Source organism: Pseudoalteromonas sp. JC28 (assembly GCF_013319255.1).
GTDB lineage: Bacteria > Pseudomonadota > Gammaproteobacteria > Enterobacterales > Alteromonadaceae > Pseudoalteromonas.
This window is the reverse complement of sequence record NZ_QOKX01000003.1, coordinates 329635-345262: the sequence shown is the minus strand read 5'-3', so window position 1 is coordinate 345262 and position 15628 is coordinate 329635. Positions and strand designations below refer to the sequence as shown.

Sequence of the window (15628 nt, the reverse complement as noted above, 5' to 3'; positions counted from 1 at the left end):
TCTGACAGTTCAAGTTTAGACTTATCCAGTTTAACGGATATCGGTGTTTAACACCGATCCTAACCCTATACGCTGCCTTCGGATTCTATGACCAAAATTCTCGCCTCGCCACGAGGATGGGCAACATGCTCAGTGCCAATTGAAGCATAAAAAATATCACCAGTTTGCAACAGGGCTGATTGCTCAACGCCATTCTCTTTATAAAACATGTCAACCGTGCCATCTAACACGACAAAGACTTCTTCACCATCATTAACATGCCACTTATAAGGCTGATCAGTCCAATGCAAGCGGGTTGTAATACCATTCATATTGGCGATGTCTTTTGCGCCCCAAGCGCGTTGTGCTGTGAATGTTTTGCTTCTAATTATTTCCATGATGCTTCCAGCTAGCTAAATGGCCTAAACCCATAATGACTCCCGTGCTGCGTTTAGTAGAGTAATGAGTCCTAGGTGGGAGCCATTACTCTACTATTTTTATATCGTGAGTAAGACACTTAACCTAAGCGTTTTTTGGCGTTTCTTTTCTCTTCCATCGCTCGCATTTTCCTAATGGCCCAGCCATCAATGGTCATAATAAATAAGATTAGTATTAGCAAATATGTAAGGGCTGTTACTATTAAAGGATATGAGTCGTACAGTAAACGAATTGGAATAGCCAAGCTTTCTGAGAGGCCTATCAATTCTGGATGCCTAAGAATATGTTCACCAATCATTCCAAGGCAGAGTATGGCGACAAAGCCATAAATATACGAGATCGCAATTTGTTCTTTGGCTGTATTATTGTTATTGAAAACTGTGAATGAAAGCGAGGTGACTTTTTGTACCCAACTAACTATAGATAATCGATATGTAATTAGTAAAACGGGAAGCAAATTCAGTATAAAAAGTGCAAATTGAAATGTAATGACGTCCCAAGGCAAAAAAGGTCTTATAATTAGGTCGGCCAGCTTAGTTGAAAACATCACTAGTACCAGATAGACTCGATGACCGTCTTTACGATTGGCTACAATAACTGCAATAAGAAGTGTGAAAAACACTATTTCAGTGATAGCGAGCCTTGGACTATCAAAAATATTCAATACATATTCCATGTTCACGCTCTACGTTGAGATTGAGCTTCTGGACTTTCTGTCTTGGTGGCATTTGCCGATTGAGGATCCCCACCCTGAATTCCACCTCCATTGACTCCTGCTGATACATTTTTACATTGTTTTTTAGTCAATTTTGTAAAGTTTCTCATTGTTTTAATCTCTCCAAGGTGAGCGTGTGAGTTGATAATTGTAGAGTAGTATTATTTGTATCATCATAAGGAACACCACCTTTTACTCCACCACCGGCAACTCCACCTGAGATTTGTTTACATTGTTGGGTCGTTAATTTTGTGTAATGATTCATTGCTTAAACCTCTCCATGGTAAGGATGTTGACTGATGACTGTGGGATTGAACTCTTTGCGACATTATAAGGGTCACCGCCGACATCACCACCTCCTCCTACACCACCGGAAATTTGCTTACATTGCCATGCTTTTAAATTTTTTTGTTGGTTTTTACGCATGCAGTTCATCGCTTAGCGGTCTCCATCGTCTAGCTTATCTAAAAATTGTTGGCGTTCCTCTTTCGAAACCGAACTGAGTAACGATTTTAAGTATCGCACAGTAGCTGGGTTTAGTAACAGTACTCTAGCAGGGTTTTGTTTTACTTTATGTTTTTTAGCCAAATACTTGTTTACACACTCCTCATAAGCACCATGAGAAGGTTTGCAATATTCGTTTTCCCAATTACTGATTGTTTGGTGAGAGACACCCATATTTAAGAATTTAGCAAAACCTCGAAGACTAAGGCCGAGCGATAAACGCATGTAGAGAATATTTTCACCACTGAACTTAGAGCCAATTAAGCTAAGATCTTCGATCATTTTCGTCTTGCCTTTTTCCTGCTCTGTCATCGTCCTTGCCAAATTTATGAATGGGTGAATATGTATAGTTGTGAAATTTATGTTTCTTACTGTCAATGCTTTATTTTTAACTGTAACCACTATGAATCGTCAAACACATTGGACAAAAGCTCATATATTCTCTTACTTCTAGAGCATGTGATAATTATTAGTGCAGGTGAGTGCAATATGCGTTCAAGTATTCATAAGACTATTTATTCACACTTTTTTAATTTTTAAGATGGTGAGCGATGAAGGAACAAACTCAGAAAGTAAAACCAAAAGAATCATACTTTAAGTTGCTGTACATCATGCTAAGCGGGCAATGCAATTACTTTAGTCTTGAGCGAAAACATGCAAATCTTCACTGCCCTTTATGTGCACTTCGAAGAGGTCATACTCGAGGGCACAATAATGATTAATCAAAGTCAACCAACAGAAAGACTGGAAAAAGTAGTAAAGCCCAAAGCTGCGCAAAAACAGCACTATCCAAGCAAAGTATTATGGGATAAGCGAATATGGCAAACTTACCTCGGTTAAAAATTAAACTCTGCTTATGGGCAGAGTTATATCGCAAGTATTAACTTATTCCAATTACCATGAAAGCGCGAATTCACTTTGGTGAGTGCAGGCCTAATCGATTGCCTTCTGTATCTAAAAATAACGCGAAAAAGCCGCTTTCGTCTGCATGTGGGGTTTTGGGGGTCAGTATTTTTCCACCGCTTTCTTCTACTTTCGATAGCACTTGCTGTAAGTCTTCACCCGCGTTTAAATACAGAGTAACGCCAGTGCTGGAAGGAGTGTAGCCTTCGCCTTGAACAATCACACCTACGGTAGACTGCCCCTCGTACGGGAAGAGTGCCATTGTCATTTCAGATATATCTATGGTTTCGATAGTAACAGCAAAAATGCGGCCGTAGAATTTTACAGCGCGCGTTATGTCGGTTGCTGGAATTTCAAAAATTGATGCGAAGCTGTGCATGTTGTCGTCCTTATTTTCTATGTGTGTCGGCTAGCTATTGGTGACTAGGCTGGACTCGTTTAAGGTTCAACGAGTTCGACTTTAAGATAGCGTGGGGAGACAACAATTAATTGTAAAAAAGCGACAGGACTATTTATAGAAAAGCCGTGAAAGCGTCATGCTTTCGTCATCGAGAAACGCTCGCGGGTTTACCCCCGTGAGCGCTTTAAAGTCCTTAATAAAGTGAGACTGATCATAATAATTGCTTTTGTACGCGATGTTAGTGAGGTTGTCTTCACGATTTATGAGGAGTGTTAAAGCGCTTTGCAAGCGTACAAGTTTACTTAAATGTTTTGGACTAATACCGACAAGGTCTAAAAACTTCCGCTCTAGTTGGCGCCTTTTATTGGGACTTGATTTGGTAATTGCATTAACCGATATATCGCCATTTTGTGCAAAGATAATGTCTACCGTTGTTTTTACAATGTGCTCAATTGTCCGCGGGTCGCTAAGCTTGTGAAGGAGAAAGGCCTCTAAAATCTCAATCCTTTGGCTTGTGTTTCGCGCTTGGATGATATCGCTTTCAAGCTTCGCGGCCTCATCGTGCTTAAATAATTCGTAAATCGATGTTTCCTTATTTATTAAGTTTTTTATAGGTTTCGAAATAAAGTGGGAAAAGGCATAAGGAAAAAAGCTGGCTGCAAAGGTGTGAACGTATCCGGTTGGTTGAATATAAAAAGGTGAAACGGTTTGTCCAAGCACCATTGCGCGCGGTTGCAGTATGTAGTCATGTTCTGATGTATAGCGCTTAATATCGTCGCCCAATATAAAGGCCAGTTCAATGCAGCCGTCGGGGACAATGCGTTGCTTTGCGGCACCTTTATCTGCAGTAATCTCCAGTGTCCAAAAGCAATTGATAAATGAAGATAAATTTTCACAAGGGAAAAATGTTTTGTAATCCATAAAACCTCCGCTTCTAGCTATGGACGGTTGAAGCTTACAGCAAATAAAAACTAAGACTCTGGTAAATTTTGCAACCGTTTTATGGTCTGCTTTTTAGACGCGCTTTACCTGCTACTGGCCTTTATTGATATGCTTATTTATCCAATCTTGGTAATAAGATACACGTGTTAATACTGCGGTTGAACCGTATTTGCCTAAAGTATAATTTCCAAATCACCCTCAATTTCTTTCCACGCTGCTAATCCAACCAATACTGGTGTTGAGCCTTGATAAATGATTGCTGCGCCGCTGCTATATCTAGCTAAAAAATAAGTGACAGCTAAAAAATAAGTGACACCCATCACAATTAGCAAGCGGCGAAACCCACTTCGTATCCCGAGGAACAAACACGTTCAAAGCCGGCGGTTGTTGAGAGTTTCTACCCGGCGATATCCACGGTACCCGCTGCTTAACAGATAACTTAGTTCAATATCGTCTAACCAGTTGTGACTTTAAAGAAGAGAAACACTCAGGACGGATGATCCAGTATTTGAGTGAGGTGTAGTGGTTCGCATAAACGCAAGGCGATCGTTGGTTTAAGTGTCGTCGCTCAAATCTCGGTTGTTCAACAGCTCGTTTTAGAGCCGAAGGATGGCTCTGTGCCAAAAGCTGACGGCGGGCATCTATATCATGCACGGTGCAAAACTTGACCCCAGGTCTCAAAGCTCTGTAGATTTTTAGCTATCACTGAGAATGTATTAACTGTTTTTGCTAGTAAGCGACAAACCATATTTAGTGAGTTTGCGATACAAGGTGCGGCTACTGACACCAAATTTAAGGGCCAGCTCTTCGGTGCTACCTTGGAAATGTTCGATCGCTTTTTTTAAGTAGCTTTGCTCGGCCTGCTCTAACGATATTACATCAAATACCTTGTCATAATTCAGTTGTGCTAAATCTGCGTTAGGCTTTGCTGTATGCTGCAAATTAGCTGTGTTTTCGAAAGGGATGTCGGTGTCGTAAATGACATCGTCATCGGCCAAAATAGCTGCTTGTAATACAATACTTTTTAGCTCTCGAATATTACCGGGGTAGGCATATTGCGCGAGCTTTTTAAGTGCCGCTTCACTGAATTGTTTGTCTTTAAATTCAGAGTGTTTTAAAAAGAACTTAGCTAATAACGCGATGTCAGCTTGACGGGCTTTCAGGGACGGTAAATTTATCGGGAAAGTGGCGATCCGATAGTATAAATCTTTTCTAAACTCGCCTTTTTCAACCATTTCTAACAGGTTTTTATGGCTTGCACAGACTAATCGAAAGTCTGTGCGTTTTTGTCTTAGGCTGCCAACCGCACGAAAGCTTTGTGTTTCAATTAATCGCAGCAGTTTTACTTGCATATTGAGTGGTACATCACCAATTTCATCAAAAAACAAAGTGCCACCTTCAACAATTTCGACCAAGCCTTTCTTTTGGCTTGTGGCGCCAGTAAACGCGCCTTTTTCGTGACCAAATAACTCAGACTCAAATAACTGCTCGGGTAAGCCGGAGCATTCAATTACAATAAACGGTTTATCTTTACGCCTACTTGCATCGTGCAACGCGCGAGCAACTAACTCTTTACCTGTGCCGGTTTCGCCTTGTAATAATACCGAAATTTCGGTTTTGGCAGCGCGGTTTACTTTATTGATTAGTGCTTTAAAGGCGTCAGACTGACCAAGCATTTTATTCTTTTGCGCTTTTACTGAGGCAAAGTCGATTTTATCGAGGATCTCAACAAAGCCCATTAATATATCGTTTTCGTCAAAAATAGGCTTCATCACAATATCGCAATATTGCTTACCTAAATGGGTATCGTGAATATGCACGACACTGGTTGGCTTATTGGTTTTTTTGCACTCTAGCATGGGGCAAGCTTCACCCATCTGATCGCAGGGTTTACTGGCCTTATGCGATATGGCAAAGCAGGTACTTTTACCCAGCTCAATCGGTGTTTGATAGGTATCACGATAGGCGTTATTCACTGCCACAATGACATAGTTTAGGTCAATAAAAATTGCTGGTTTATCAATAATATTGATTAAACCTTGGATCACCGAATTTGCCATATCGCACACTTGCCCAAGTTAGTTCGTTACCGTTTTACTAAAAATGAGTGTACTGTAAAAAAATAACCGTGACAAAAATGTCTTCACATTCAATTTGTCTGACAAAAATGTCGTTTGATGAGTTTATCTTTATCGAATGAATTTTTGAAATGTAAAATTAACTATTAAAAACAATGCATTATTTATTTTTTGACTATACCCAAGATTGGTATGTTTTCTGCCATATCAGGAAGTAACCTAATCTAAAGGAGTTCGAAATGAATGAAGCATTGGTTGAATTGTCTCGTTGGCAATTTGCACTCACCGCCATGTTCCACTTCATATTTGTACCGCTGACCTTGGGCCTGAGTTTTATGCTGGCCATTATGGAATCGGTTTATGTGATGACGGGCAAAGAAATCTATAAGACCATAACTAAGTTTTGGGGAAAGTTATTTGGTATTAACTTCGCCCTAGGTGTGGCAACGGGTTTAACGATGGAGTTCCAGTTTGGTATGAACTGGGCATATTACTCGCATTACGTGGGTGATATTTTTGGTGCGCCATTGGCAATTGAAGGGTTAATGGCGTTTTTCTTAGAATCCACGTTCGTTGGCTTGTTCTTTTTTGGCTGGGATAAAATGTCAAAGGTCAGGCACCTTATGGCAACCTGGCTTGTGGCGTTAGGCTCTAATTTTTCGGCGCTTTGGATCTTAATTGCCAATGGCTGGATGCAGCACCCAGTAGGTGCAGAGTTCAACTTCGAGTCGATGCGTATGGAAATGACCAGTTTTGCTGAGGTGATGTTTAACCCCGTTGCGCAAGTTAAATTTGTACATACCGTATCAGCAGGTTATGTAACAGGCGCAATGTTTGTGTTAGCTATTTCAAGCTATTACCTTTTAAAACATAAGCATATTGCCTTTGCGCGTCGCTCATTTGCGATTGCTGCAAGTTTTGGTTTAGCGTCAATTTTATCGGTGATCGTGCTCGGTGATGAAAGTGGCTATGAGCTTGGCGATGTACAAAAAGTAAAACTCGCGGCAGTTGAAGCCGAATACGATACCCACCCAGCACCTGCACCATTTACGCTTTTTGCTATCCCCAACGATGAAAAAGAAAAAGCCGAATATGCGGTGCGCATCCCTTGGCTGATGGGCATTATCGCGACGCGCTCGCTTGATGAAGAGGTGATGGGCATTAAAGAGCACAAAGCGCTGCATCGTGAGCGTATTTTATCTGGATTGATTGCTAAAAATTTACTCGATACCGTGCGCAGTGGTAACGCAACTGAAGCGCAAATGGCGCTGTTTGAAGCACATAAAAAAGACTTGGGCTATGCCATGTTATTAGAGCCATTTACCAATGACTTTGTCAGCCCAAGTGAAGAAGCCATCGAAAAAGCGGTAAATTACAGCATTCCACCTGTTGCACCACTTTTCTGGAGTTTTAGAATAATGGTGTTCTCGGGCTTTATTATGCTATTCGTTTTTGCCGCTGCATTTTACTACAGCACTAAACATCAAATCACCAAACCTAAATGGTTGTTAAAACTGGCGCTGTTCTCTTTACCTCTGCCTTGGATTGCCTCTGAAGCGGGTTGGTTTGTCGCAGAGTTTGGTCGCCAGCCGTGGTCAATTGCCGAAGTGCTGCCTGTGCATGCTTCGGTATCAAACTTAAGCGTGGGTGAAGTGTGGTTTACCTTAATTGCTTACACCAGTTTTTATGCGGTGATGTTTGTTATTGGCTTCTACTTGATGAAGAAATACGCCAAAAAAGGGCCTGTACCAGAGCAACAAAGCACGCCTTTCGATGGCAATGCGCAACTATCGGCTGAAGGAGCACAATCATGATTGATTATGAATTTTTACGCTTAGTGTGGTGGGGTTTAGTAGGTGTATTGCTGATTGGCTTTGCCATTACCGACGGGTTTGATTTAGGCGTGGGTGCACTGCTTAAGTTAGTTGGAAAAAGCGATGAAGACCGTCGCGTGATGATCAATACAATCGGCCCTCATTGGGATGGTAACCAAGTGTGGTTTATTACTGCTGGCGGCGCAATTTTTGCGGCGTGGCCACTTATTTATGCAGCGGCATTTTCGGGGTTTTATATCGCTTTAGCGCTGACACTAATTGCCTTATGGATGCGCCCAATAGGCTTTGACTATCGCAGTAAATTGCCGAATAAAACCTGGCGCACAGCATGGGACTGGGCGCTATTTTGTGGCGGCTTAGTACCTGCGCTTATCTTTGGTGTGGCGTTCGGTAATTTACTACTAGGCGTACCATTTGAGTTTGATAACATCTTGCGTCCGACTTATACCGGCAGCTTCTTTGGCTTGCTTAATCCGTTTGCCATTTTAGCAGGAGTGGTATCGGTCGCTATGTTGTTGACTCATGGCGCTAACTGGTTGCAACTTAAAACCGAGGGGAATTTACTCGCGCGCGCGCGCATTGTGTCGTTCTATTTGTCATTAGTGACTGTGTTGCTCTTTATGTTAGCGGGTGTGGTAGTTGCCAATATTGACGGTTATGTGATCACCTCAAGTGTTGATCCTTTAGCAACATCAAACCCACTGACCAAAACGGTTGAAGCGGTATCGGGTGCGTGGCTAAACAATTACAGCACCTACTCGTGGATGCTAATTGCCCCTGTACTTGGCATTTTTGCGGGGCTTGGCTCAGCGTGGTTTAGCAAGCAACAACGCGGTGGCTGGGCGTTTTTAATGTCGTCATTGATGATGGCGGGCATTATTTTAACAGCAGGCGCTGCCATGTTCCCGTTCCTTATGCCAAGTAGCAGCATGCCAAACGCGAGTTTGACAGTGTGGGATGCCACATCGAGTTATTTAACGCTCAAAACCATGTTTATCGTTGCCTGTATTTTTGTGCCAATTGTATTGAGTTACACCGCATACAGTTTTTATGTGATGCGTGGACGCATTAAAGCGCAAGATTTAGATAAACCACACACAATTTATTAAGGAGTGGCTTATGTGGTATTTCACTTGGATTCTAGGTGTTTTATTAGCATGTTCTTTCGGAATTATTAATGCGATGTGGCTAGAAGCCACCGAAGACATGGACAGAGACGACACAAGCGATGATTAAACACAATCACGCAGCAACTGGCGACATGGAGGTCGCCGCTACCGAGTTGTTACATAGCCAGCAGCAAAAGGTAAAAAATGCGCTGATGGGTGTTTTAGTACTCAAAAGCAGTGCCTTTGTATGCCAGCTGGCGGCTTTCGCAGCATTTAGCTTTTTAGTGGCCAGATTGCTCGCAAGTGATGCAAATACTCTGGTAATGAGTCATTTCTTTAGCGCCAAAACAGGCTATGAGTGGGCGCTTAATTTATTAGCTGGGGCGTTAGTTTCAAGTTTAGTGCTGAACCTTTTTGCTCATAACCGCCTAATGGCATTACAAGCAACCAGCTTAGCCGATTTAGAAGCGCAATTACATGGCGCTTTTAAGCAAGGGCAGCACGCGTTAGTTCGTCAACATAGTCATTTTTACTGGCAGCAACTAAGCACCGAGCACCTTCATGCGATGTTGAAATTTATCAGTGAATTTCAATTGCAAAAATGGCTTGCGGTGGTTACGCCTTTGTTATTGCTTGGCGTGATTGCTTATGTGAACTGGTTTGTATTTATTATTTTATTAGTCTGTTTGCCTGTGGTGCCGCTGTTTATGATCATCATAGGCAAAGGGACAAAGCACTTACATAACACCTATTTTGTGGCATTTGAGCGTTTAGGCAGTATGTTTGCCAATCGCTTGAGCAATATTGAATTGATCAATGTATTTTCTGCCAGAGGCGCTCAAACACAGCGCCTTGAGCAAAGCTCAAACACGCTTAATTCCAGTACTTTGAAAGTGCTTCAAGTGGCTTTTTTAAACCAAACTGTTTTAGATTTTTTTTCGACGCTGTCGATGGCGCTAATTGCCGTTTATGTCGGGTTTAACCTATTAGAAGAGATAAACTTAGGGCCCAAACTGGTGTTTGCAGATGGGTTATTTTTACTCATTGCTGTGCCTATGGTGTTTAGCGAACTTAAACAGTTAGGCAATTTATACCATCAAAAAGCCGCAGCCCAAGTTGCGGCATCAGAGCTGGCTAGTGTGCTTTGTAACAGTCAAAAAAGTTCTGATATATCACTTTCTCCTAGCATTGATTGGCATGACTTTCAGGTCGTTAATACGGCGGTTTTTGCAAAGCATTTATTTGTTGAACGTGGCCAGCATATTTGGTTAAGTGCTCCCTCAGGTGCTGGGAAAACACTGTTATTTGAAGCGCTTAGCAAACAGCGCCAAGCAAGCCACCAAACCACACAAAAAGTGGCGCTGCTGACACAATCTCCCTGTATTTTACGCGGCACTGTGCGCGACAACTTAACGCTCAACAGACCAATCTCTGATAAAGCGCTTTTTACAATGTTAGAAAAAGTTGAGCTAATGGCTTGGTATAAAAATTTAAAACAGGGACTTAATACGCCTATGGACGAGTGTCCGCCACTTTCTGGCGGTGAAAAACAGCGCTTGAGTTTAGCAAGGCTATTATCGTGCGATGCCGACCTTTATTTACTCGACGAACCCACTGCGTTTTTAAGTGACGCGCAACATTTGCGACTCTGTCGTTTAATTGAAACGGTTCTAAAAGATAAAACCGTTATTTGGGCATGTCATAAGCCGCAGTCACAGCGCTGGTTTAGTCATATTTGGCACATCAACGAGTTTGGCGAGGTGCTTTGTCATGCAAACTAATACATTAAAAACCAACTTCTTGGCGCTGCTACTGAGTGTGGCTTATAGCCTAGCGGCAATGGGGTTATTGCTGGTTTCAAGTTGGTTTATTGCCGCGGCAAGTGTGATGGGCAGTAGCTTAAATTACATGTTACCCGCCGTTATTATTCGGGCCTTAGCGCTTATTCGAATTGCATCTGGCTATGCGGCACTATTAGTTGGTCACAGTGGCTTTTTTAAATCGTTACAAGCCAAACGAATGACGCGATTTGCAACAAGTTTGAATAACTTAAGCTTGCTTGAACAGGTTAAAAACAGCGCGCAGGTTGAGGCAATGAGCACCACCACAGAGCAACAAGCTGCGCTTTGGATTGCTTGGGTAAACCAAAATGCTGCGATGTTTATTACCTTACTGTTGTTAAATGTTAGTGTTTACTTGCTTATTCCAAGTCATCTTATTTATGTGCTGTGTGTAACGATTGCTTTTATTATAGTTTATGCGCTGCTCATTGTGTTTGGCTTAAAACAAGCGGTCAAAATTGCCAAACAAAAAGAGCGCTTTGTCACTGTATTTGACGATAAGTTACACAGCTCACCGCTTTGGCATCTTCAAACTGAGCTGTTAGACAACCAATTTGCATCAACCTCTAAGCTGTTAAAAGCACAACAAACACAGCAAAAGGCGATGTTTTACGGCCAACTCTGTTTACAGCTTTTCGCCATTTTAGCTTTATATCTGCTTTTTAAGCAGTATGCTGGCGCGGCATCGCAAAATGCATTGTTTATTTTAGTGCCCATGTTATTGCTAAGCATTAACGATTGGCTGGGCAAGCTACTGCAATCGCAAACAGGGCTGGTAGATTTTATTCAAGCCAAGCAAAATAATGCTAAAAAAGCTGTCGCAAAGACTGTCGATAAACAGCCACAGAAGCAAGCACAATCATCGTCACCAAAAATTACCCGACATAGCCAAGCGATTCATACGCTGAGCCTCGATAATGTAACCGCTTGCAGCGTGCAACGATTTCCCATTTCAATCGAAATAAATAATGCCGGTTGCTATTTATTTGAGGGCAGCTCTGGGACTGGTAAGTCTTCCCTATTAAAAGCAATTGCGGGACTACAGCCATTTCAAGGCAGCATCTCGTTTAACCAAGGCGACATCGTCCAACAATTAGGCAAACTACACGAGCGCATTGTGTACTGCGGGCAATCATCACCCGTATTAGATGGCACCTTAGCTGAAAACCTTTCTTTAGGTCATGAAATAGAGCAAGACATACAAAAGCAGGTACTCAATGACGTTAATCTGTCTTACCTAGGCGTATTAACGCAATGGCTAGGCTCGGGTGGCAGACAGCTCTCTGGTGGCGAAAGACAGCGGCTTAACCTCGCACGAGCGTTATTATTTAAGCCCGATGTGGTGCTACTAGATGAACCGTTTGAAGCGCTCGATAATTACAATATTTCACTTATGGTTAAGCTTATCAATCAGTTGAGCAAAACCGGTATCGTGGTGATTGCTAGCCATATTGTGCCGGATACACTAACGCTTAATCAGCGTATTGATATTGAGAATATCCCCTTGCTTTCGAAGGAAAATGGCTCGGAGGAAAAGTGCTATGGCTGAGTCATTAGGTGTAATTGAGATAGTTTATGATAACCAGCTAATTGCTTATCTGATTAGAGATACGTTAACGCCTTATTGTGCGGTGATTGCATTGGGTATTTCTGATCAGAAAAAACACGACTATATGGTTGAGCGACTTGAAAACTGCCCGTGCGAAATACAGTGGTGGCTAATCGCCCGTGATGCAAGTTTACAACTAAGTTGGGTTAACAAGTTAGTGCTGCGATTTACAGGGCAATTGATGCTAGCAAAAGCGTGTTTAATAAATACACCAAACAATGCCGCGTTAGATTTAAGTAATAGTGACACGCTTGAGCATAATGAAATACTGCACTTAGGCCATTTGATGCTCACGATTCAATATATCAAAGCAAATAGCCTGAAAGTATCGCTACTTGTTTGTGACAACATGGTGTTTTGTCTGCCATCAAATGCACTACAGCTTTCATCCACTTGCATGGGCAATGTGCTTAAACAAAGCAACATCAAGTGGGATAAATTTAGTGAAATTTACAGCCCTTCCTTCACAGTAAGTCGGCCTTTATCGACTTCAAAACTTACTTTTTGGCAACTCGAAGCACGGCTAAGCCGTAATAACTTAACCGACACTTTAAAAACTAGCTAGGTAAAGAAAATAAGTGACATATATGGACGCTCAGCTGCTGTCAAGTAATACTCATCCAACAAGGTTGTTTTAACAGCCTTGTTGCTTCTTTTATTTATCTCTCATTTACTATTTGTATGTATTGATAAACAGTCACTTTGAGTCACCCTAAATAAGGTGCTGCTCTGACATATATTCGGGCTTAACTGTTCAAGGAATGAACCAAAAGCTAATATAGAAAAGTTAGCGTTTATCTTAACCAACTCATCTGAACAAACCCTACATTAGTTCGTTCATCTAAACCACTTCTTTGTTTGTATAAATAAGGGTAGTGGATCATGCTTACACTAGTTTTTATACACTTCCCTCTGATTCTATGACCAAAATTCTCGGTGCTCCACGAGGATGAGCAACATGCTCAGTGCCAATTGATGCATAAAAAATATCACCAATTTGCAACAGGGCTGATTGCTCAATACCATTCTCTTTATAAAACATGTCAACAACACCATCTAACACGACAAAGACTTCTTCACCGTCATTAACATGCCACCTTATAAGGCTGATCAGCACGTTAGTTTATAAGTCGAGTGTACTCACAACCTAAGTTGGGTTTTGGCGAAGCTTATCTTGGAGCGGGGTAATTCGGAGGCGTTTACCTTTGATACACGTCGAAAAAGGTGCCTTTTATCGCATCAAAATGGAAGTCTAGGGATTTTCCCTTCTAAAGTAACATCGAACCCCATCTAGCTATATATCGATATTCAAGTTTGGAAGTCCTGATATAACTAAAATGGGGGGTTATCTTCTGCAAAGTCAATCAAGCAAAACAAGATAATTGCGGCTCTCCCAACGAATTTCAAGTCAGCTTGAATGTAATACTATGTAATATCATCATGAACGGCCTTGTGTTAATTTTTTTATATATTTGTTAGTCATTGCGGTCAACAGTACGTTGGCAGTTAATCAGGGGCGGTTTGTTATGGTAAATGTAGTCCAAGTTATTTTATTTCTCTCATGTCTTAGCTCTTTCGTCGTTGCAAAAGAGGCTAACAGTACTCAACAATTACCTGATGGGTATATATATTCTGGGCAGGGTGACCCTATAACCAAAAGGCGACCAGAACCAACCACTATCGAAGTTTTGATTAATAAAAAATACTTTGAAATTTGTGAAGAAGAGCTTGGTCAAATCCCTGTTGAACAGGTTGACTGCACGTTGGCTCAGCCGATCCCTATGACCAGGACTATGGCAGACGGTTCAGTTGTTTCTCTGAACCGCCACAACATACCAGCAAGTATTCCAAGGTTTGGTAGTGGAAGTGAGCAAGTCAGTTTTAATAGTAGTGGTTTTGCTGATGTTACAACTTGTGATAAGCCCAGTGCTATATTTCGCGATATGAAAAATGTTGGCTGTGTTCCTGGTGACAGAATTAAATACATTAATAATGTATTGGCTAATGGTAATAAAGTTGATTGGGTTTATATATGTAGAAAAAACAACAAAATAATGGATGACCCACATCTTTATAATGAGCTTGGCATGATAGGTTACAACAGAGATACTGGGAAAACCTGTTTTTTTGCTGGTCAGCCAACATTAGAAGCGGAAGTTAAGGGGAAATGGATCTTAACTTCTGTGAATGAACAAACGGAGGAAAGCAGTACAAAAATTGAAAATATAGCGGCTATTCCTCTGGTTACTGGTAAGGAAATTCCACCGCCAAACTTTACCGACTTTGATCCCGAGTCGGTCAAACATTGGTCATTACCTGTTGGTGGTTGTGTCGGCTGTCATTCTCAGGGACCATTTGTACGTTTTCCTTTTACAGAGCCCGTTGCTTGTGCTGTCGATCCTAAAACTCAATCCTGCTCTCAGCATTACAACAGCATAAAGGAATGTGAAGTGGCTAGGGAAAATATGCCTCGTCGCGAGCGCCTAAATACCAAGTGTGAAAGTGTTATCCCAAAGCGTCGACCCGGTATGTTGTACGATCCTATATCACCGTTTGATCAGAAAGGAGAGCTTGCAGCTTATATAAATGAGTTAGCTCAATCTGAAGGTTTTGACATCGGAGATAAGTATTATAACAACTTGATGGCGGCTAAATGGAATCACCCGATGCGATTAATGGACGAGGAAGCCAAGCCTTGTACCGTTTGTCATGCCATCGGTAACGCTGACTACGGTGATCGATTTGTGCACGCAGGCTTTGTACTTGGGCAGCTAAACCCTGATGATGTTAAAAAGTATCACATTCGCTCAAAACTTTACTTAAGTAATGTTTCCAAGTCATTGAGAAACGAAGGCTTTCACGACAAGAAAGTACTAACCGATGGGTTACTGCCGCTTAGGCTTGAGTACGATTCAGTGGCTGAACGAAACGCCGAGCGCGAGAAACAAAGCATCGCTCGTTATATCAAGGCGATAAAACACATCAAAGGTTGTTCTGCGAAAGACAATAACTGTTCATGGGACGAACACTGGACTATGACCAAGGTAAAAGAACAACCGCTTAAATATCTCCAGGACCATTGTAGCTTCTGCCATACCAGCGATATGGCTTCACCTAGATTGGTTACGGAAACCGACTTTAAGCGGCTCGAAAATCGTGATCGGATCATTAACCGTTTATATGAAACCGTCAACCCTATGCCGCCAAGTGGGCAGTTTCCCGATGATGTAAAAGCCGTTCTAACAGAATACTTGCGTGCAAAATAAAGGGGTAAA

The 15628-nt window shown here is 41.8% G+C and carries 15 protein-coding genes and 1 pseudogene; 8 read left to right on the top strand and 8 right to left on the bottom strand.

All coding sequences use genetic code 11. The features are described from left to right. Window positions 1-65 precede the first annotated feature (65 nt). The 4 genes from DS891_RS09215 to DS891_RS09200 all read right to left on the bottom strand — a co-directional run bounded on the left by DS891_RS09215 (window position 66) and on the right by DS891_RS09200 (window position 1948). A complete protein-coding gene (locus tag DS891_RS09215; protein WP_174169611.1) occupies window positions 66-377 on the bottom strand; it encodes a cupin in 312 nt (103 codons plus the stop codon). A gap of 119 nt (window positions 378-496) precedes the next feature. Beyond that, window positions 497-1093 carry a hypothetical protein gene (locus DS891_RS09210; protein ID WP_174169610.1) on the bottom strand — a complete coding sequence of 199 codons (597 nt, stop codon included), beginning with the start codon at window positions 1091-1093 and terminating at the stop codon, window positions 497-499. 145 nt (window positions 1094-1238) lie between these two features. Further along, window positions 1239-1397, bottom strand: coding sequence for a hypothetical protein (locus tag DS891_RS09205; protein ID WP_174169609.1), 159 nt, complete (start codon window positions 1395-1397; stop codon window positions 1239-1241). A gap of 173 nt (window positions 1398-1570) precedes the next feature. Beyond that, complete coding sequence (locus DS891_RS09200) at window positions 1571-1948, bottom strand: DNA-binding transcriptional regulator (protein WP_010603855.1); 378 nt, start codon at window positions 1946-1948, stop codon at window positions 1571-1573. A gap of 402 nt (window positions 1949-2350) precedes the next feature. On the opposite strand from DS891_RS09200, the gene DS891_RS24690 reads away from it, so the two are divergent. Next, entirely contained in the window at window positions 2351-2476 is a 126-nt protein-coding gene (locus tag DS891_RS24690; RefSeq protein ID WP_302480144.1) for a hypothetical protein, read from the top strand. A gap of 73 nt (window positions 2477-2549) precedes the next feature. Here DS891_RS24690 and DS891_RS09190 read toward each other — a convergent pair whose 3' ends face one another. From DS891_RS09190 to DS891_RS09180, 3 genes are all read right to left on the bottom strand, one after another. Beyond that, entirely contained in the window at window positions 2550-2918 is a 369-nt protein-coding gene (locus DS891_RS09190; protein ID WP_174169607.1) for a VOC family protein, read from the bottom strand. A 129-nt stretch (window positions 2919-3047) separates the two neighbouring features. Beyond that, complete coding sequence (locus DS891_RS09185; protein ID WP_174169606.1) at window positions 3048-3860, bottom strand: response regulator transcription factor; 813 nt, start codon at window positions 3858-3860, stop codon at window positions 3048-3050. Window positions 3861-4597: 737 nt separating this feature from the next. Beyond that, complete coding sequence (locus tag DS891_RS09180; RefSeq protein WP_174169605.1) at window positions 4598-5941, bottom strand: sigma-54-dependent Fis family transcriptional regulator; 1344 nt, start codon at window positions 5939-5941, stop codon at window positions 4598-4600. Window positions 5942-6198: 257 nt separating this feature from the next. On the opposite strand from DS891_RS09180, the gene DS891_RS09175 reads away from it, so the two are divergent. Genes DS891_RS09175 through DS891_RS09150 form a run of 6 tightly spaced genes read left to right on the top strand, consistent with a single transcriptional unit; the run spans window position 6199 to window position 12918 of the window. Beyond that, window positions 6199-7773 carry a cytochrome ubiquinol oxidase subunit I gene (locus DS891_RS09175; protein WP_174169604.1) on the top strand — a complete coding sequence of 525 codons (1575 nt, stop codon included), beginning with the start codon at window positions 6199-6201 and terminating at the stop codon, window positions 7771-7773. Then, on the top strand, window positions 7770-8903 hold the full coding sequence (gene cydB / locus DS891_RS09170) for a cytochrome d ubiquinol oxidase subunit II (protein ID WP_174169603.1): 1134 nt from the start codon (window positions 7770-7772) through the stop codon (window positions 8901-8903). The genes DS891_RS09175 and cydB overlap by 4 nt, the downstream gene beginning before the upstream one ends. A 10-nt stretch (window positions 8904-8913) precedes the next feature. Next, complete coding sequence (gene cydX, locus DS891_RS09165) at window positions 8914-9030, top strand: cytochrome bd-I oxidase subunit CydX (protein WP_010603848.1); 117 nt, start codon at window positions 8914-8916, stop codon at window positions 9028-9030. Continuing rightward, entirely contained in the window at window positions 9023-10684 is a 1662-nt protein-coding gene (locus tag DS891_RS09160; RefSeq protein ID WP_010603847.1) for an ABC transporter transmembrane domain-containing protein, read from the top strand. Before cydX ends, DS891_RS09160 begins: the two co-directional genes overlap by 8 nt. Then, on the top strand, window positions 10674-12293 hold the full coding sequence (locus tag DS891_RS09155; RefSeq protein ID WP_174169602.1) for an ATP-binding cassette domain-containing protein: 1620 nt from the start codon (window positions 10674-10676) through the stop codon (window positions 12291-12293). The genes DS891_RS09160 and DS891_RS09155 overlap by 11 nt, the downstream gene beginning before the upstream one ends. Next, on the top strand, window positions 12286-12918 hold the full coding sequence (locus DS891_RS09150) for a hypothetical protein (protein WP_174169601.1): 633 nt from the start codon (window positions 12286-12288) through the stop codon (window positions 12916-12918). The genes DS891_RS09155 and DS891_RS09150 overlap by 8 nt, the downstream gene beginning before the upstream one ends. A gap of 333 nt (window positions 12919-13251) precedes the next feature. On the opposite strand, the pseudogene DS891_RS09145 reads toward DS891_RS09150, so the two are convergent. Continuing rightward, window positions 13252-13465, bottom strand: a pseudogene (locus DS891_RS09145) (cupin); the annotation flags it as partial. A 414-nt stretch (window positions 13466-13879) separates the two neighbouring features. Here DS891_RS09145 and DS891_RS09140 point away from each other — a divergent pair. Then, entirely contained in the window at window positions 13880-15619 is a 1740-nt protein-coding gene (locus DS891_RS09140) for a hypothetical protein (RefSeq protein WP_174169600.1), read from the top strand. Window positions 15620-15628 lie beyond the last annotated feature (9 nt).